Annotated in this window: 16 protein-coding genes and 1 pseudogene; 10 read left to right on the forward strand and 7 right to left on the reverse strand. The window is 70.8% G+C overall.

The annotated features are described in order from the left end of the window. Positions 1-12 precede the first annotated feature (12 nt). Together KCH87_RS18655 and KCH87_RS18660 are read right to left on the reverse strand one after the other, a co-directional pair. The gene (locus KCH87_RS18655; RefSeq protein WP_210587255.1) at positions 13-762 is read right to left on the reverse strand and encodes a sulfite exporter TauE/SafE family protein; all 750 of its coding nucleotides are present in this window, start codon (positions 760-762) and stop codon (positions 13-15) included. Further along, a complete protein-coding gene (locus KCH87_RS18660) occupies positions 759-2,456 on the reverse strand; it encodes an MBL fold metallo-hydrolase (RefSeq protein WP_210587256.1) in 1,698 nt (565 codons plus the stop codon). The genes KCH87_RS18655 and KCH87_RS18660 overlap by 4 nt, the downstream gene beginning before the upstream one ends. A 161-nt stretch (positions 2,457-2,617) precedes the next feature. Between KCH87_RS18660 and KCH87_RS18665 the strand changes: the two genes are divergently transcribed. From KCH87_RS18665 to KCH87_RS18680, 4 genes are all read left to right on the forward strand, one after another. Beyond that, positions 2,618-3,706: an S-(hydroxymethyl)mycothiol dehydrogenase gene (locus tag KCH87_RS18665; RefSeq protein ID WP_210587257.1), complete on the forward strand. Its 1,089-nt coding sequence runs from the start codon at positions 2,618-2,620 to the stop codon at positions 3,704-3,706. Then, positions 3,706-4,335, forward strand: coding sequence for an MBL fold metallo-hydrolase (locus tag KCH87_RS18670; protein WP_210587258.1), 630 nt, complete (start codon positions 3,706-3,708; stop codon positions 4,333-4,335). The genes KCH87_RS18665 and KCH87_RS18670 overlap by 1 nt, the downstream gene beginning before the upstream one ends. Beyond that, entirely contained in the window at positions 4,325-4,717 is a 393-nt protein-coding gene (locus KCH87_RS18675; RefSeq protein WP_308298855.1) for a DUF4180 domain-containing protein, read from the forward strand. The genes KCH87_RS18670 and KCH87_RS18675 overlap by 11 nt, the downstream gene beginning before the upstream one ends. A gap of 79 nt (positions 4,718-4,796) precedes the next feature. Further along, positions 4,797-5,711 carry an SDR family oxidoreductase gene (locus KCH87_RS18680; RefSeq protein ID WP_210587259.1) on the forward strand — a complete coding sequence of 305 codons (915 nt, stop codon included), beginning with the start codon at positions 4,797-4,799 and terminating at the stop codon, positions 5,709-5,711. On the opposite strand, the pseudogene KCH87_RS18685 reads toward KCH87_RS18680, so the two are convergent. After that, positions 5,617-6,091 (reverse strand): annotated as a pseudogene (locus KCH87_RS18685) (hypothetical protein); the annotation flags it as partial. The gene KCH87_RS18680 and the pseudogene KCH87_RS18685 overlap by 95 nt on opposite strands. 136 nt (positions 6,092-6,227) lie before the next feature. Here KCH87_RS18685 and KCH87_RS18690 point away from each other — a divergent pair. Beyond that, entirely contained in the window at positions 6,228-7,025 is a 798-nt protein-coding gene (locus tag KCH87_RS18690; protein ID WP_210587260.1) for an SDR family NAD(P)-dependent oxidoreductase, read from the forward strand. A gap of 5 nt (positions 7,026-7,030) precedes the next feature. On the opposite strand, the gene KCH87_RS18695 is transcribed toward KCH87_RS18690, so the two are convergent. Next, positions 7,031-8,422, reverse strand: a complete 1,392-nt coding sequence (locus KCH87_RS18695; RefSeq protein ID WP_210587261.1) for a pyridoxal-dependent decarboxylase — start codon at positions 8,420-8,422, stop codon at positions 7,031-7,033. A 188-nt stretch (positions 8,423-8,610) separates the two neighbouring features. Between KCH87_RS18695 and KCH87_RS18700 the strand changes: the two genes are divergently transcribed. After that, positions 8,611-9,306: a L,D-transpeptidase gene (locus KCH87_RS18700; protein ID WP_210587262.1), complete on the forward strand. Its 696-nt coding sequence runs from the start codon at positions 8,611-8,613 to the stop codon at positions 9,304-9,306. A gap of 66 nt (positions 9,307-9,372) precedes the next feature. Here the strand turns inward: KCH87_RS18700 and KCH87_RS18705 are convergent, their stop codons facing one another. The 3 genes from KCH87_RS18705 to KCH87_RS18715 form a co-directional block, all read right to left on the reverse strand. Then, a complete protein-coding gene (locus KCH87_RS18705) occupies positions 9,373-9,792 on the reverse strand; it encodes a hypothetical protein (RefSeq protein WP_210587263.1) in 420 nt (139 codons plus the stop codon). A 165-nt stretch (positions 9,793-9,957) separates the two neighbouring features. Continuing rightward, the gene (locus KCH87_RS18710; protein ID WP_210587264.1) at positions 9,958-10,914 is read right to left on the reverse strand and encodes a sensor histidine kinase; all 957 of its coding nucleotides are present in this window, start codon (positions 10,912-10,914) and stop codon (positions 9,958-9,960) included. 72 nt (positions 10,915-10,986) lie between these two features. After that, on the reverse strand, positions 10,987-11,262 hold the full coding sequence (locus tag KCH87_RS18715; RefSeq protein ID WP_210587265.1) for a hypothetical protein: 276 nt from the start codon (positions 11,260-11,262) through the stop codon (positions 10,987-10,989). A 249-nt stretch (positions 11,263-11,511) separates the two neighbouring features. Between KCH87_RS18715 and KCH87_RS18720 the strand changes: the two genes are divergently transcribed. From KCH87_RS18720 to KCH87_RS18735, 4 genes are read left to right on the forward strand one after another with little or no spacing between them, the layout of a single operon-like run. Continuing rightward, complete coding sequence (locus tag KCH87_RS18720; RefSeq protein WP_247196434.1) at positions 11,512-14,775, forward strand: BTAD domain-containing putative transcriptional regulator; 3,264 nt, start codon at positions 11,512-11,514, stop codon at positions 14,773-14,775. 56 nt (positions 14,776-14,831) lie between these two features. Continuing rightward, positions 14,832-15,194, forward strand: coding sequence for a hypothetical protein (locus KCH87_RS18725; protein ID WP_210587267.1), 363 nt, complete (start codon positions 14,832-14,834; stop codon positions 15,192-15,194). Positions 15,195-15,209: 15 nt separating this feature from the next. Then, positions 15,210-17,084, forward strand: coding sequence for a RiPP maturation radical SAM C-methyltransferase (locus tag KCH87_RS18730; protein WP_210587268.1), 1,875 nt, complete (start codon positions 15,210-15,212; stop codon positions 17,082-17,084). 20 nt (positions 17,085-17,104) lie between these two features. Next, positions 17,105-18,544 carry a S8 family serine peptidase gene (locus KCH87_RS18735; protein WP_210587269.1) on the forward strand — a complete coding sequence of 480 codons (1,440 nt, stop codon included), beginning with the start codon at positions 17,105-17,107 and terminating at the stop codon, positions 18,542-18,544. The last annotated feature ends 27 nt before the right edge of the window (positions 18,545-18,571 follow it).

Genomic DNA, 18,571 nt, shown 5'->3' on the forward strand with positions numbered 1-18,571 from the left:
CCGGGGGACGTTTTACAGGACGGCGTCGACCAGCATGATCGCGGCCACGCCCAGCAGCACACAGCCGAACGTCCGTCGCAGCGTGTCCGCCGAGAGCCCGGCCGTCAGCCGCTTGCCGTCCCAGGCGCCGAGCACCGCCGCCGCGGCGAACGGAGCGACGGCACTCCAGTCGACGTCCGCGGCGGAGCCCGTCCGAGCCGCCAGCGCGGCCAGCGAGTTGACGGTGATCACCAGCAGGCTGGTCCCCACGGCGGCCCGCATCCGCAGGCCGACGACGTTCACCAGGGCCGGCACGGCTAGAAAACCGCCGCCCACCCCCAGCAGACCGGTCACCGCGCCGAGCCCCGCCCCGGCCTTGACGACCTGGCCGGATCGCACCGGCAGCTCGTCGGACCGTACCGAGGCCGACGGCCGGAGCATACGGGCCGCGGCGACGGCGGCGACCAGCGCGAACGCCCCCATGAGCAGGGGGGACGGCAGCCGCCCGGACACCGCGCCGCCGACCGCCGCGGGCACGAGACCCGCCGCGGCGAACAGCGCGCCCGCACGCCATCGCACCGAACCCGCGCAGGCGTGGGTGACCAGCGCCGTCACGGATGTGAGGGTGACGACGACCAGGCCGGCCGTGGTGGCCGCGGCCGGGGTGAAACCGAGCAGGTAGATCAACGCGGGCACGGCCAGAATGCAGCCGCCACCACCCAACGCCCCCAGCGCCAGCCCGGTGAGGCCGCCGGCGAGCAGGGCGAGTACCAGCCCGCTCACCTGGCGTGACTCGCGGCGCCGGTCGCCGAGAGCGGCTCCACCACCGGAAGGCCCGCCGCCACCCAGCTCCGCATCCCGCCCAGGACATCCACCACGTCGGCGCCGCGTGCCGTGAGGAGGGCGGCCGCCTCCCGGGAACGGGTGCCGGAGCGGCAGATCGCGACCAACGGCCGGTCCTGCGCGGCCTCCGGCAGCCGGCCACCGGCCACCAGAGCGGACAGCGGAGCGTGTACGGCGCCGGGTGCGTGGCCGGCGTCCCACTCGTCCCGCTCCCTTACGTCCAGGAGTACGGCGCCCGACTCCGCGCCGGTCCGCCGGTGCGCCTCCTCGGGCGTGATCCTCGCCATGGGCAGCCCGGCCGCGGCCGCCGCGGTGAACGCGTCGTCGACGGCAACGACGTCCCGCCCGGCCGCGTCCAGCAGTGAGGCGGCGACGGCGGCCCGCATGCCGCCCGCGCAGTGCACCCACACCGTGCCGTCCGGTATCTCCGCCAGCCGCTCGCGCAACTGGTGCAACGGAATGTGCAGAGCTCCCTTGATGTGGCCGGCCGCTTGTTCGGCGGCCCGCCGCACGTCCAGGACCACCACCTCGTCGGTCGGTCGCCCGGCCAGCCCGGCGAAGGTGCCGCGCGGGAAGGAGCGCGGTGACTCGCTCTCGCGCACCCAGACCGCGGGAGATCCGGTTGCCGCCGCGGCGGGCCGGTCGACGCCGACCCGGACGAGTTCACGCTGGGCGTCGGCGAGTTGGGCGGGCGTGGCGGCCAGCAGCGTGACCGGCTTGCCCCAGGGCAGCAGCCAGGCCAGATAGGTGGCGAGCTGCCCCTCGGCCTCGAAGTTGAACGACCCGGCGACATGGCCCTCCGCGAACGCCCGCCGGTCCCGCAGGTCCACCACCCACTCCCCGTCCGCCAGCCGTGCCGCGATCTCCTCGGCGTCGGCCCGACGGGGTGGGGTCAGATCCACGGGGCCGGGGCCCTGGGCGTTCGCCGGCCCCATGTGGGCGTAGTACGCGGGGACGTCGTCGAGGCCGGCGAGCAGGTCGGCGACGAAGGCGTCGACGTCCTTGAGGAGAGCCTCGTTGGCGGTGCGCTCGTGGCCGATGGTCGTCGTCGCCCCGCCCGTGGCCTGCGCGGCGGAACAGAAACTCCCGAACCCGTGCGTGGGCAGCACCGCGGTCTCGTCCGGCAGTGCGGCGGCCAGTCGATGGGCGGAGTCGTGCTGTGCCCGGGCCAGCCGGTCGGTCAGCCGGGGTTCCACCAGGTCGGGCCGTCCGACCGTGCCGATCAGCAGGGAACCGCCGGTGAAGACGGCCACCGCCCGCCCGGCCTCTTCCAGGACGTACGCGGTGTGGTGCGGGGTGTGTCCGGGCGTGGCCAGCGCACGCAGCGCCAGATCACCTTCGATCTCCGTCACGTCGCCGTCGGCGACCGGCGTCCGCTGGAACGAGACCCGTGCCGCGGCCGGCACGAGATACACGGCGCCGGTGATCCGGGCCAGCTCCAGGCCGCCGGACACGTAGTCGTTGTGGACATGGGTCTCGACGACGTGCGTGATCCGCACCTCGCGCCGGGCGGCGGCCGTGATCACCCGGTCGATGTCCCGCGGCGGGTCCACCACCACGGCGCCGCGGGCCCCGCCCGCCAGATAGCCGCGATTGCCCAGCCCCGGCACCTCGATGGTGTCGACGAAATACACGGTGGCACTCCTCTCCTCGGATAATTACCCCCGGGGGTATGTGAGCACCGTAGCAGAGGTACCCCCGGGGGTATTTTTGGTGACGGAATCCGCGCCCTTACTGATCAGTCACGCGTAGGGTCGGGAGGACATGCAGAAGAGCGACAGAAGGGGTCAGGCCCATGGCGCAGCAGGTTCGTGGAGTGATCGCACCGGGCAAGGACGAGCCCGTCCGGGTGGAGACGATCGTGGTACCCGACCCGGCGCCGGGCGAGGCCGTCGTCCAGGTGCAGGCCTGCGGGGTGTGTCATACCGACCTCCACTACAAGCAGGGCGGCATCAACGACGAGTTCCCCTTCCTGCTGGGCCACGAGGCCGCCGGCGTCGTGGAGGCGGTCGGGGACGGGGTGACGGACGTCGCGCCCGGTGACTTCGTGATCCTCAACTGGCGTGCGGTGTGCGGTCATTGCCGGGCCTGTCTGCGGGGCCGCCCCTGGTACTGCTTCGACACCCACAACGCCGGACAGAAGATGACGCTCGCCTCGACCGGGCAGGAGCTGTCCCCGGCCCTCGGCATCGGCGCCTTCGCCGAGAAGACGCTGGTCGCCGCCGGACAGTGCACCAAGGTCGATCCGGCGGTGTCGCCCGCCGTGGCCGGGCTCCTCGGCTGCGGTGTGATGGCGGGCATCGGGGCCGCGATCAACACCGGCAACGTCGGGCGCGGCGACACGGTCGCGGTCATCGGCTGCGGCGGTGTGGGCGACGCGGCGATCGCCGGTTCGAGCCTGGCCGGAGCCGCGAAGATCATCGCCGTGGACATCGACGACCGGAAGCTGGCCACCGCCCGGACGATGGGCGCCACCCACACGGTCAACTCCAAGGAGACCGACCCGGTTGAGGCGATCCGCGACCTGACCGGCGGCTTCGGCGCCGACGTCGTCATCGAGGCCGTCGGCCGCCCGGAGACGTACAAGCAGGCCTTCTACGCCCGCGACCTCGCCGGAACGGTCGTCCTCGTCGGCGTACCGACCCCCGAGATGAAGCTCGAACTGCCCCTGCTCGACGTCTTCGGGCGCGGCGGGGCGCTCAAGTCCTCCTGGTACGGGGACTGTCTGCCCTCCCGCGACTTCCCCATGCTCATCGACCTGCATCAGCAGGGGCGCCTGGATCTGGGGACGTTCGTGACCGAGACGATCCAACTCGACGAGGTGGAGAAGGCGTTCGAGCGGATGCACCACGGCGACGTCCTGCGCTCGGTGGTGGTGCTGTGATGGGCGCCCGCATCGAACGCCTCGTCACGTCCGGGCAGTTCACCCTCGACGGCGGCACCTGGGACGTCGACAACAACGTGTGGATCGTCGGCGACGACCACGAGGCCATCGTCATCGACGCCGCCCACGACGCCGACGCCATCGCCGAGGCCGTCGGAGACCGCCGGCTGACCGCCATCGTCTGCACCCACGCCCACAACGACCACATCGATGCCGCTCCCGCCCTCGCCGACCGCACCGGTGCCACCATCTGGCTGCACCCCGACGACCTGCCGCTGTGGAAGCTCACCCACCCGGACCGCGACCCGGACGCCCATCTCGCCGACGGGCAGGTGATCGAGGCCGCGGGCGCCGACCTGACCGTCCTGTACACCCCCGGGCACGCGCCCGGCGCGGTCTGCCTCTACGACCAGGGCCTCGGCGCCGTCTTCACCGGCGACACCCTCTTCCAGGGCGGGCCGGGCGCCACCGGCCGCTCCTACTCGCACTTTCCGACGATCGTCACCTCGATCCGGGAGCGACTGCTCACCCTGCCGCCCGAGACGAAGGTCCTCACCGGCCACGGCGACTCGACGACGATCGGCGCCGAGGCCCCGCACCTGGAGGAATGGATCGCCCGTGGACACTGACGCCGCGCCCCCTGCCGACGAGATCGTGACCCTGCACGGTGTCACCGTCCTGCGCTGCGCTCCCGACGGCCCACCGCTCGACGGCGAGCGTGCGGCATTGGACCTCATCGGCGACGCCGGGTGGCGCGAGGCGGAACTGGTCGCGGTGCCCGCGGAGCGTGTGCCGGACGAGTTCTTCCGGCTGCGTTCGGGGATCGCGGGCGCGATCGTGCAGAAGTTCGCCCAGTACCGCCTGCGCCTGGCCGTCGTCGGGGACATCGCACCGCACGTCGCCGACAGCCAGGCACTGCGGGACTTCGTGTACGAGAGCAATCTGGGCAACCAGCTCTGGTTCCTGTCCGCCTACGCCGATCTGGACGAGCGGCTGCGCCCGACCGTGTGACTGCCCGGAAAAACACGACAGAGGATGTCCGGCTTACCCGTCACTCTCGAAGGAGACGAGGTCACACGGGAGGTCGGACATGTCACAGCCGCTACAGGGCAAGGTCGCGCTGGTCGCCGGAGCGTCACGGGGAGCCGGACGCGGTATCGCCGTAGAACTCGGGGCGGCCGGCGCCACCGTCTACGTCACCGGGCGCACCACCCGCGAACGGCGCTCGGAGTACGACCGCCCGGAGACCATCGAGGACACCGCCGACCTGGTCACCGAGGCGGGCGGCCACGGCATCGCCGTACCCACCGACCACCTCGAACCGGCGCAGGTCCGCAGCCTCGTGGACCGCATCGCCGACGAACAGGGCCGCCTCGACGTCCTGGTCAACGACGTCTGGGGCGGCGAAAAGCTCTTCGAGTGGGACAGCACGGTCTGGGAGCACGACCTCGACAACGGACTCAGGCTGCTCCGGCTCGCCGTCGAGACGCACGCGATCACCAGCCACCACGCCCTGCCGCTGCTCCTGCGCAGCCCTGCCGGCCTGGTCGTCGAGATGACCGACGGCACCGCCGAGTACAACCGCGAGAACTACCGCGTCAACTTCTTCTACGACCTTGCCAAGTCGTCCGTGCTGCGCATGGCCTTCGCCCTCGGCCACGAACTCGGCCCGCGCGGCGCCACCGCCGTCGCCCTCACCCCGGGCTGGCTGCGCTCGGAGATGATGCTCGACAACTACGAGGTACGCGAGGAGAACTGGCGCGACGCCCTCAAGGTCTCCCCTCACTTCGCCATCTCGGAGACCCCCCGCTACGTGGGCCGCGCCGTCACCGCCCTCGCCGCCGACCCCGACATGGCCCGCTGGAACGGCGAGTCCCTCTCCAGCGGAAGCCTCGCCCAGGAGTACGGCTTCACCGACCTCGACGGCAGCCGCCCGGACGCCTGGCGCTATCTCGTCGAGGTACAGGACGCGGGGAAACCGGCGGATGTGACGGGCTATCGGTGAGGCCAGGTGCTGCTCGCCGGGGGCAGGGGCCAGCGCGCCGGATGGCCCGGCGGTAGCGCCAGGTCGTCCCGTACGGCCGCGTAGTAGCCCTCACGCCCGGCGCGCTGGCGCTCCAGCAGTGCCTGCCAGGCCTCAGGGTCGCGAGTGCCGGCGCGCAAGAACGCCTCCATCTCCATCACGGTGACGACCCACACCCGGGCCCGCTCCATCACCTTCGTGCTGCCCAGCAGGATCAGCGCCTCACCGGACGGATCCCGGGCCACGGTGGCCTCCGCCATCAGGGGCGCCGCCTCCTGAGGGGACAAGGGGTGCGGATGCGGGTCGTTGCCGAGATGCGAGGCCACCCGGTAGGTCAGCGTGACGGACTTCTTCAGCGTGCGTACTCATACTGAGCGGGACCGGTGAAGTCCGGAGAGGTGCAGCGCCCCGTAAGGGGCGCGGGGAACTGCGCGACCAGCCCCCACCGGCCTGCGGTAAACGACGCGCACAACCGGTGGAACGCTTAGGTTCGGGTCCATGACGGACACAACACGCTTCCAAGGGTACGGAGTTCTCATCACCGGCGCCGCCCGCGGCATCGGTGCGGCCGTCGCGCGGAGGCTTGGCGAAGAGGGCGCACGGGTACTCGTGACCGACAGGGACGGGCCGGAGGCGGAGAAGTCGGCGTCGGGCTTGCGTGAACTGGGTCTCTCCGCCGAGGCGTTGGTGTGCGATGTCGCGGACCGGGTCTCGGTGGAGGCGGCCGTCGAACACGCCGTCGGCGCCTTCGGGTCCCTCGACGTCCTGGTCAACAGCGCGGCCTGCTGCACCGTCGACACCCCGCTCTTCGAGGACGGCCCGGACGAGGCGTGGGACCGCGACCTCGACATCACCCTGACCGGCGCCTACCGCTGCTGTCGCGCCGCCCTGCCTCACCTGGCGGCCTCCGGGCGCGGCGCGATCGTCAGCATCGGCTCGGTCAACGGCGCACAGGACTTCGGCAACCACGCCTACAGCGCCGCCAAGGCGGGCCTCGTCTCCCTGACCCGCACCCTCGCCGGGCACGCCGCGCCGCGCGGAGTCCGCGTGAACCTGGTGATGCCGGGCACTGTGCGCACCTCGGCCTGGGAGGGGCGGGACGACGAACTCGACGCGCTGCGCCCGCACTATCCCCTGGGCCGGGTCGGCGAACCGGAGGACATCGCCGCGGCCGTCGCCTTCCTCGCCTCCCGCGACGCGGCGTGGATCACCGGCACCACGCTCACCGTCGACGGCGGCATCACGGCGGTCAACACCGCGTTCCACACGGTTGTCCGGCGACGTGGAGACGCCTAGGACGCTCAGGCCTCTGCGAGTGCCCTGCGGATCGCGCCCAGGATCCGGTCCACATCCACCTCGGACGTACGCCAGTTGCTGAACGCCGCCCGCAGCCCGGGAGTTCCGCCGTAGACGGTCGGCGTCAGAAACGTCTCGCCGGACTCGGTGACCGCGTGCGCCAGAGCGTCGACCCGCTCCTGGGTCGGCTCGTCGGCCAGGGTGAAGCAGACGACGTTCAGCCGGACCGGCGCGAGGAGGCGCAGACCGGGCGTCTGCTCGATGCGCTCGCCCAGACGGCGGGCGAGTGCGACGGTGCGCTCGACGATCTCACGGTGTCCCTCACGGCCGTACGCCATGAGGGAGAACCAGGCCGGCAGCGCCCGCAGCCGGCGGGAGCTCTCCGGGGTGAGGTGCAGGAAGTCGGGGTCCTTGGTGGGCAGCCCGATGTACGGCGACGCGTTGTGGAAGACCTTCACCTGGAGGTCCTGGCGGCGGGTGAACTGGACGGCCGCGTCGTAGGGCACGTCGAGCCACTTGTGCAGGTCGACGCAGACCGAGTCGGCGGCGTCGAGACCGTCGACGAGATGCGCGTACGCGGGGGAGAGGGCGGCGAAGCCACCGAAGGCGGCATCGACGTGGAGCCAGAAGTCGTACCGGTCCTTGAGCGCGGCGATGGCTCCCAGGTCGTCGAAGTCCACGGTGTTCACGGTGCCGGCGTTGGCCACGACGATCGCCGGACGCCCCTCCAGCGCTTCGAGGGCATCGGCGAGCCGGCCGGCGTCGACGGCCTCGCGGCCAGGCAGCAGCGGCACCCTGCGCAGCCGGTCCCGGCCGATGCCCAGGACGGACAGCGCCTTGAGGACGGTGGAGTGCGCGCTGCCCGACAGCACTTCGACCGGGCCGAGCGCGGCGACCCCGTCCCGAGCCACCGAGACGCCGCTGCGCTCGCCCAGCCATTCCCGGGCGACGGCGAGTCCCACCATGTTGGACGCGGTCGCACCGGTCACGAACGCACCGCTGTGCGCCCCGCTCAGCCCGAACAGCTCCCGAAGCCAGCTCACCGTCTCCCGTTCCAGGGCGGTCGCCCACGAGTCGGCGGCATTGATCACGTTCTGGTCGTACGTGGTCGTCAGCCAGTCCCCGGCGAGCGCGGCCGGAGTCGCCCCGCCCGTCACGAACCCGAGATAGCGCGGGCCCGCCGAACCGGACATGCCCGGCGCCCATCGTTCGGTGAAGCGCGCGAGTGCCGCCTCGGCGCCGACACCCTCGGGCGGGAGGGCCGCGCGGTCCGGTGCGTGGTCCAGGCAGACGACCGGCCGCTCGGCCATCCCCGCCAGCTCGCGGGCGGCCAGGTCACGGGCGGACTGAAGGAGCTCGGGAAGCCGGGCGAGGTCCTCGGCGAGTGTGGGGTGCATGAGCGCAGGGTAGGCGCGACTTTCCGCCCGGGCCCGGTCCAATCGAGGGCGACTGGATCCGAAAGCTCCCGTCACGCGGAATGTCACCGTTTCGTCGCGGCGCATGACCGACCACAACCGAATCCGCCGAAGCGCGGTCTAGCTGGTGGCAGCGCAGACGAACACTCGCACGAAAGGCAAGAAGACCCATGGGGGACATACGCAGACGGGCAGCCGTCGTACTCGGGATCACCGGACTGGTGGCACCGCTCACCATCGCACTGGGCGCCGCGCCCGCGCAGGCCGCGAGCTGCACCACACAGGCCGGCCCGTACCAGAAGCAGGTGGAGAAGTTCCTCGGCCGGCCCGTCGACGGCAAGCAGTCCACCGCCGACTGCAAGGCCACCCAGTCCTTCCAGAACAAGCACGGCATCACGCCGAACATCGGCTACGCGGGTCCCGTCACCTGGGGCGTGATGGACCTGATGAACAAGCAGAAGGCCGTGGGGAACAACCCGAACAAAGCGGGCAAATGCCCCGTTAACAAGGGTCGTATCGCCTGCGTGAACCTCACTCTCCAGCTGAGCTGGATCCAGGACGGCGAGAAGCTCGTGTACGGGCCCGTGCCGGTCCGCACCGGCCGCAACGGCTACGAGACCCGTACCGGCCTGAAGAAGATCTACTGGCGGAACATCGACCACGTGTCGTCGATCTACGACGTTCCCATGCCCTACGCCCAGTTCTTCGACGGCGGCCAGGCCTTCCACTCCGTAGGCCTCAGCATGTGGAACCCGCCGGGCTCGCACGGCTGCGTCAACATGACCAAGGCCACCGCCAAGAAGTACTGGTCGATGCTGAAGAAGGGCGACGACGTCTTCGTGTACGGCCGCAAGCCGGGCACCTGACGCAACGCCCACGTCCCGCCCTGCCGATGCGGCGGGACGGGACGCGGACTCCCCCGGTGACGGTGGTCAGAGCAGCACGTTCACGGTGCCGACGTTCACGTAGCCGCCGAGCGGCGCGGGCGTGCCGACGGGGTTGCGGTAGGTCAGTGACGCGACGAGCGAGTAGGTGCGTCCGGCCTGGAGCGTCGTCAGGACGATGTCGCGCCGGTAGTCGGGGTTGCCGTTCAACGGGACGGACTCGGGCGGCTGCGGCTGGTTGAAGTCGTGTGTGCCGCCGATTTCGTCCACGCTGATGTGCAGGTTCCAGGTGCCCGCCAGCAGCGGAACGAGGAAGCCGGTGAGGTTCCAGTCGACCCGCACGGTGACCGCGGTGCCCTTGTTGACGACGTCGGCCGGGTTGCCGTCCGGGTCCAGGACGATGGCACTGATGCGGCCGTCGAGCGCCGTCGTCGGTACGGGAAGTGACTGGAAGGTTCCTGAGGCCATGTGATGACTCCTTGTCGGAACTGGCGGTGATGGACGCCTCCCACGGTGCGGCGCCCGGCGCGGACTGAGCAGGGGCAGGAGTCCTGACCGGGGTGGGCAGGGATCCGGTGTGGATCGGGACGGCGTCCCGGCGCTTGGGCGCTGTCGCGCAGGGACGGTGCCCGCTCAGACCGTGCGGCCCTGTGCCAGCGGGAGTTGGACGCGTATTTCGGTGCCGCTGCCGGGCGCCGTACGGATCCAGAGCCGTCCACCGGCCGCCTCGGCACGGTGCCGTATGGACGTCAGACCCACCCCGGCCGGCGCGTCGGCGATGCCGTGGCCGTCGTCGGTGACGGTGATCAGCAGGGACCGGCGCCGCCCGGCCAGGGTGACGCGGGCATGTCGGGCGCGGGCATGCCGTACGACGTTCGTCATGGCCTCCGTGACGATCCGGTACACGGCGGCCTCCAGGGCCGGGGGGAGTACGGGAAGCTCGGACGTCACGATCTCGACGGCCGTCGCGGGCGGAACGAACCGTGCGTGATGGCGCAGCGCCTCGACGAGCCCGTGCGAGGCGACCGCGGTGGGAGGCAAGGCGTCGACGAGCCGGCGCACCTCCGCCACCGCGTCGGACACCTCGGCACGGATGCGGTTCAGCAGGGCGTGTGCCGTGTCGGGGTCTTGCTCGTCGAGCTGGTCGGACAGGGCGCGGGCGCACAGCCCGATGCCGGACAGCAGGGGGCCGAGTCCGTCGTGGAGTTCGTGGCGGAGCCGGGTGCGTTCCCCGTCGACGGCCTCCCTGACCCGCGCCTCGGCCGGCATCCGGGCGGATGCGCGATCCGACTGCGCGACTGCCCTGGTTGGGAGATGCGCCGGGCCGTCTTGGCCCGTCCCGTTCTGCCGCGCGCCGAGCAGGACGGCACACACCGTGCTCGCACCGTAGACGGCCAGCGCTGTGTCCACCCGCTCCGGCAGGTAACCGGAGACGGCGAGTTGGCCGGAGACGGCGAGTTGGAAGGCCAGACAGATCTGCACGACCACGGTCGGCCCGATTCCCGGCGGGCTGTTCGGCAGCCACCAGGCGTCGGCCGACGTGGCTCGCTGCGCTACGAGGCGGCCGGTGGTCCGTGCTGTCCCCTTCATGCGTGCTGTTTCCTCATTTCCTCACTGCGCAGACAACCGCGCGCGGACGGGTCGTCGTGGCTGACTGAGTCGTCAGCGGGCCATGCGGCCGCGCTGGAGTGGTTGTGGCAGCGTCCGCGGATAGGCGGCCCGGACCTGGCGCAGTGCCCAGCGCATCCGGGGTACGGCGGTCTCGGGCCGTTCGCCGTAGGCCAGGGCGAGGGTGCCGGCGCAGCCGAGGCTGCCGCCGTTCAGGAGGATCGCCCGCCGGATCGCCGTGGCGATCTCTGCGTGCGTGGGCTCGGAGCCAGTGACCAGGTCGCTGCTGAACAGCGCCTCGGCCCGGGCTGCGGTCAGTGGGTCGGTCATGGGTCCGCACCAGCTCTCGTCGAGTCGAAAGGGCCGGTGGGCGCGGCGAGTCGGGTTCCGGCCGGTCCTCGCGCCCCGGTCCGCGCCCCATCCTGTGAGCCCGGGTTGCAGTCGCCGTTGCAGTAGCCGCTGCAGTCCGCGTTCCCGGGCCGGTGCCGCGAGTGGGCGGTGCCGGTGCCGGTTCGGCGCTAGCTTGGACAGCAGGCTGAGGGCAGTCGCTGTCCTGGTTGCTTGAGGCGGGGGCCCGTGATGACTGGGCGAGAGCCGTTCACCGATCTGCGATTTCAGTTGCTCGGACCGCTGCGGGCATGGCGGGGCGCGACCGAGCTGGACCTGGGGCAGACGCAGCAGCGCGTGGTGCTCGCCGTACTGCTCCTGCACGCCGACCTGCCGGTGAGCCGGGGTCGGCTCGTCGACGCGATCTGGGGACCGGCCGTACCCGCGCGGGCGGCCAACCTGCTGCAACGGCACGTCTCCGGCCTGCGCCGCGTCCTGGAGCCCGAGCGCCTGCCCCGGACACCGTCAGGGCTGCTCGTCTGGACCGAGGCCGGCTATCTGCTGACTCTCGGACCGGCACAGGTGGACGTGCGCATGTTCGACCGTCTGATCGATCGTGCACACGCGGCCCGCGCCGGCGGGGACCTGCCCGCGACCGCGGAGTCCCTGCATGCCGCGCTGCGCCTGTGGCACGGCCGGGTCTGCGAGGGCATGACCAGTCCACTGCTCGACGCGGAGCGCGACCGGCTCGCGGAGCGGCGCCTCAGCGTCCTGGAGGAACGCATCGAGGCCGACCTGTCGCTGGGCGACGACTTCGACCTGGTGGGCGAGGTGCGACAGCTCACCGTCGACCATCCGCTGCGGGAAGGACTCCACGGTCTGCTCATGCTGGCCCTGCACCGCTCGGGGAGGCAGGCGGAGGCACTGGCCGCCTATCACCGCGCCCGCCGCCGGCTCCGTGACGAGCTCGGCATCGAGCCGGGGCGGCGGCTGCAACGCCTGCACGCGAAGATCCTGGCCGCCGATCCGGGTCTCGACGCTCGCCCGGACCATGGCGCTCGCCTGGGTCTGGACGCTCGTCCGGATCATGGCGCTGGGCTGGGTTTGGACGCTCGTCCGGATCATGGCGCTGGGCTGGGTCTGGACGCCCGCCCGGACCATGGCGCTGGGCTGGGTTTGGACGCTCGTCCGGATCATGGCGCTGGGCTGGGTCTGGACGCTCGCCCCGATCATGGCGCTGGGCTGGGTCTGGACGCCCGCCCGGACCTTGACGCTGGCCCGGATCTCGACGCTCGCCCGGACCTCGACGCCCGCCCGGACCTTGACGCTGGCCCGGATCTCGACGCTCGCCCGGACCTCGACGCCCGCTTGGATCTCGACGCCCCTCCGGGTGGCCGCAGGCCGACAGCGGCTCCGGGTGATCTCGCCGCACGGAACGCGGCGGGCACGGGACTGCCCGCCACCGTCGTGCCCGCCCAACTCCCGCACCCCGTCACCGGTTTCATCGGCCGGGAGGAGGCACTCGACCGGCTCGACTCCTTCCTGCCGGGGGAGGCGACGGGCGGCGACGGCGGCACGGCCGTGATCACGGCGATCGGAGGCACGGCAGGCGTGGGCAAGACCACCCTGGCCGTGCACTGGGCCCACCGGGTCCGCGGCCGGTTCCCCGACGGCCAGCTCTACGTGAACCTCCGCGGTTTCGACCCGAGCGGTCCCGCCATGCGGCCGGCCGAGGCGATCCGCGGCTTCCTGGACGCGCTCGGCGTACCGCCCCGGCGTATCCCCGTCGATCCGGACGGCCAGATCGGTCTCTACCGCAGCCTGCTGGCGAACCGGCGCATGCTCGTCGTACTCGACAACGCGCAGGACACCGACCAGGTACGACCGCTCCTGCCCGGCTCACCGGAGTGCTTCAGCGTCATCACCAGCCGCAGCCTGCTCACCGGACTGGTGATCACCGACGGAGCGCAGCCGGTCGGCCTCGGCCTGATGTCCCGCGCCGAGGCGGCGGGCGTACTGGGCCGCCATATTGGCGCGCGTCGCCTTGCCGCCGACCCCGATGCGGTGCAGGACATCATCGCCTTCTGCGCGCGCCTTCCGCTCGCCCTGGCCATCGTGGGCGCGCACGCCGCCACCCACCCGCAACTCCCGCTCGCCTCACTGGCGAAGGAGCTGCACGCGGCGGGCAGCGCGTTGGACCTGCTCGACGGCGGCGACGCGGCCACCAACGTCCGCAGGGTGTTCTCCTGGTCGTATCAGCGGCTGACGAAGCCGGCCACCCGGCTGTTCCGGCTGCTCGGACTGCACCCGGGCCCGGACATCAGCACTGCTGCCGTGGCGAGCCTGGCCGGGTTGCCGCTGGACCAAGTCCGTTCCCTGCTGGGTGAACTGACGGGCAGCCATCTCCTGTCGCGGCAGTCGGCCGACCGATACGCCTTCCACGACCTATTGCGGGCCTATGCCGCCGAACTCGCCCTGACCCACGACCCGTCCGCCGACCGGCAGGTCACGGTGCGCCGCATACTCGACCACTACCTGCACAGCGCCTACCGGGCCAGCCTGTACGTGAGTCCGCACCGGGACGACCCCATCACCCTCACCCCACCGCGGCCACCGGTCACCGGCGAGCACTTCGCCGACCACGACGAGGCGCTGACCTGGTTCCTGCGAGAACACGCCGTGCTGCTGTCGGTGCAGCAACTGGCCGTGCACAGCCGGCTCGAGACCCACGCCTGGCAGTTGGCCTGGGCGCTCCAGCCCTACTTCGACCGCGGCGGACACTGGCACGACTCCGCCGCCACGCACGAACGGGCACTTCAGGCCGCCCGGCGCGAAGAAAGCATGCACGGTCAGGCGGTGGTTCACGGATGCCTGGCCTATGCGTACATGCGGCTCAGCCGCTATGAGGACGTCGCCACCCACATGCAGCAGGCACTTGACCTGTACGAGGCGCTCGGCGACCTCGTCGGTCAGGCGCATGCGCATCGGACGCTGTCGTGGCTCCGGGACGAGAAATGCCAGTACGAGCAGGGGCTTGACCATGCCCGTAAGGCGCTGGAGTTCTTCGAGGCGGCCGGCCATCGCACCGGTCAGGCGCGGGCGCTGAACGCGGTCGGCTGGTTCTGCTCCCGGCTGGGCCGTCACCAGGAGGCACTGGGCCACTGCGAACGGGCGCTGCGACTGCTGGAGGAGGCGGGGGACCGCTTCGACCAGGCCGACACCTGGGACAGCCTCGGTCGCATCCACCACCGCCTCCAGCAGTACGAGCAGGCCGCCGAGAGCTATGAGCGGGCGCTCGCCATCTACCGGGAGACCGGCGACCGCTACAACGAGGCCGACACCCTGTCCTCCCTCGGTGACGTGCACCTGGCCGCCGGTGATCACGCTTCGGCGAGCGTGGCATGGCAGCGTTCGGCCGTACTGCTCGAGGAACTCGGCCACCGCCGGGCCGCCGAGGTGCGCGCCCGCCTCCTTGGTGAAACGGAGCCCAAGTCCCCGGAAGACAACGTCCCTTGACGGAAGGTTGGCACGTCGCCAGACTTCCCGGCATTCAGTCGAGGGCAGGGGGTGCCATGGAAAGGGACGAGGTCAACTGGCAGGACGTAGTGGGGCTGACGCAGAAACTGGAGAAGCCGTGCGGTGACTTCACCGACGGCGAGATGAGGGTGTTGCGCATGGTGTTCGACGTGGCCGGTGAATCGCCGCCCGGTGCTTCGCTGGTCGGTGCTTCGCCGGTGCAGTCTCTTGGCACGATTTTCCTTCCGGGATCCGAACCTGACCGGACTCGGCGCGCGGTGAAAGTCTTTGGACTCTTCCAGGGAGATCAGGGAGATCAGGGAGATCAGGGAGATCAGGGAGATCAGGGAGATCAGGGGGAGCCTTCGAACGCCGAGCCGAGCGAGAAGCCACCGGACCCGAAGACCTCGCAGAAGTAGCCCCAGGCCCTCACGATGTCGACGGCGCGTGACCCGCGACGCGACGGCTGGCCCGTCGTCCTGGTGTGCATGCCCTTCATGGACGACCGCCGTCCATCCCTTCAGATCGGTCTGCTGAGCGCAATCGCGCTGGCGCACGGATTCCCTGCCCGCACCCTCCACGCCAACCTGGACTTCGCCGCGGGTCTCGGCGTCGACGTGTACCGCGCACTGGCGGACCGCTCGGGCCACCTGGTCGGGGACTGGCTGTTCTCCCTGGAGGCCTTCGGGGCGGCCGCGCCCGACCCGCAGGACGGATTCCTGGACCTGTACGCCGACGACATCGCACGGGACCGTGGCATCCCCGCCGCCCAACTGCGCGACCGTCTCCTGCACATCCGGCACAAGGACGTCCCCGCCTACCTCGACGCGCTCGTCGACACGTATCCCTGGGACGAGTTCCGCGTCGTCGGCTTCACCTCGACGTTCCAGCAGAACGCAGCCGCCATCGCGCTGGCCCGGCGGCTCAAGGAACGACATCCGCACCTGTTCATCCTCTTCGGCGGCGCCAACTTCGACGCCCCCATGGGCCCGGAACTGCTCCGCGCCGTCGACAGCATCGACGCCGCGGTCATCGGAGAGGCCGACACCGCCTTCCCGCTGCTGCTGGATGCCCTGGCCGGGGACGGTGACCTCGCTGCCGTGCCCGGACTGGCGCGCAGGGTGGACGGAAAGGTGGTGACCGGGCCACAACCGCGGCTCACCCAGGCACTCGACGACTTGCCGATGCCGGACTACGACGAGTACTTCCGGCGTGCCGAGAACCTAGGACTCCTGCCCCGCACGGCGGCCCGCGCGATCTGCATCCCTCTGGAAACCGCCCGCGGCTGCTGGTGGGGAATGAAACACCACTGCACCTTCTGCGGTCTCAACGGGGAGACCATGCACTTCCGGTCCAAGTCGGCGCAGCGAGTACAGGACGAATTGGCCCACCAGGCCCGCAGATACCGCAGTTTCCGTTTCGAAGCGGTCGACAACATCCTCGACATGCGCTACTTCCGGACCCTGTTTCCCGCCCTCGTCGAAAGCGACGCCAGCTACGAAATCTTCTACGAGGTGAAGGCGAACCTCACCAGGAAACAGCTCAAACTGCTCGCGGACGCAGGCGTCACACAGATCCAGCCCGGAATCGAGTCACTCAGTTCCCGTGTGCTGAGTCTCATGCGCAAGGGCGTAACTGCCGCACAGAACATCAATCTCCTGCGCTGGGCCCAGCATTACGGAATAGAAGTGAACTGGAACCTCCTGTGGGGATTTCCCGGCGAGACACCCCAGGACTCCTCCGAACAGGCTCGCGTCCTGCGTCACTTGTGGCATCTGACGCCGCCAGGAGACGCCGGACGCCTCGCGATGGAGCGGTTCAGCCCCCTCTTCGCCGACCGCGAACAGATCCTGCGCGACCTACGCCCCGAGCCCGCCTACGCGCAGGTCTACCCCGCGTCCATCGATCTCGACAGGGTGGCGTACTTCTTCCGCTGCGAGATCGAGGGGGCACTCCCCGACGACGACTACACCACCCTGCGCCAGGCGGTCGCGGACTGGCAGCGCGCCTGGCAGGGCGACGCCGGTCCACCAGTACTGGAGTACCGGCAGGCGCCCCACTACGTACAGATCCACGACAGCAGACGGAAGGAAGACGAAGGCACCTACCTCTTCGAGGGCCCGGCCGCCGACCTGTACCTGGCCTGCTGCGACCGCCCGGTGACAACGGCCGCGGTGCACGAGCAGCTGGGGCTGCGCGGACCGGTGGAAGAGGCGCAACGCGTTCTGAACGAATTCGCGGAGGCCGGGCTCGTCTTCATGGACGGCCCGCTGAACGTGTCACTGGCCGTACCGGCCGCCCGGCTCTGATTCATCGGGGGTACACGCACATGGCATACAAGATCGACGGACGGCTGCCCCGCCTGGTGTACGCGCAGGCGTCACCCCGGTCGCAGGGCGGCACGTCACTCTTCGAGGCCGGGGAGATCACGACGGACAACGCGGAGGACTTCGTGTCCGCGGGCCCCGTGTCGGAACGAGCCGAGCAGGCACTCGCCGCTGCCGGCTTCACCATCCTCGACCGGTCACCGGCGACCATCAACATCGCCGGTCCGCCCGAGCTCTACGAACGCTACTTTGCGACGACCCTGATCACGGAGGAGCGGGAGGTCATCCAGCCCGGTGCGGTGGATCTGCGCAGGACCCGTACGTTCCTGGACACCGCCAGGGCCGACCTTCCCGGGCTGATCTCGACGCAAGGCCTGCCGGCTGCCGAGTTCCTGGAAGGCGTGGCACTGGAGCAGCCGGCGACCACGCTGCGCGGCGCCGGCGCGCTTCCACAGCCCGAATACTGGCACCTCACCACCGAGCAGGTCGCCGAGCACCTGGGCGCGCGGGCGGTGCAGGTTAAGTACACGGGTGCGGGAATCCGGCTGACCATGGTGGACACCGGATGGGAGAACCACCCGTACTTCACCGACCGTGGGCTGAGCGGCACCGTCGTCCTTGGCCCGGGCACTGCCGACCCGGAGGTCGACGAGGACGGGCACGGCACCTGTGAGTCGGCGAACGCCTTCGCGGTGGCACCCGGCATCGACTTCACCATGGTGAAGGCCAAGGACACCAACCTGCTCGGGGCCTTCAACACGGCGGCCCGGCACCAGCAGAAGCCCGACATCATCAGCATGAGTCTGGAGTATCACGTCAAGACCCCGCCTCTGGAGGCCATCGACGCGGTTCTGGCGGTGTCGGTGTCACTCGCCGTGCGCGCCGGCATCGTTGTGGTATGCGCGGCGGGCAACGGCCACCACGCGTTCCCGGCGCAACACCGCGACGTGATCGCCGTCGGCGGGGTCCATCGAAACGAGGAGCGCTTCTATGAGGCGTCCGACTACGCCAGCGCGTTCACCAGTGCCATCTACCCGGGTCGCGTCGTCCCCGACGTATGCGGTCTGGTGGGGATGCGCCCTGGTGCGACATACATCGTGCTGCCGGCTCCCCGGGGCTCCACGATCGACCAGGAGCGCGCCAGGTATCCGTATCCCGAAGGGGACGGGACGACGCCGGGCGACGGCTGGGTGGTGCTGAGCGGCACTTCGGCGGCCGCGCCCCAAGTGGCCGGAGCCTGCGCCCTGTTGCTGGAGGCCGACACCGCGTTGTCACCGCGCGACATCCGAACGCTCCTGAGGGAAAGCGCTCTGGACGTCGACCGCGGGGCGAGCAACCCGGACACCGGCGGCCTGGCCGCCTCCGGTCTCGACGGCGTCGGCCGATTCCGGCTGGTACAGGCGGACCAGGCACTGACGATGCTGAAGCTCCGGCCTCGATGAGATCCGGCAAGGAGCGCCTTGCGGCCG

Origin of the sequence: Streptomyces sp. GESEQ-35, from assembly GCF_017948485.1 — a bacterium.
Lineage (GTDB): Bacteria > Actinomycetota > Actinomycetes > Streptomycetales > Streptomycetaceae > Streptomyces.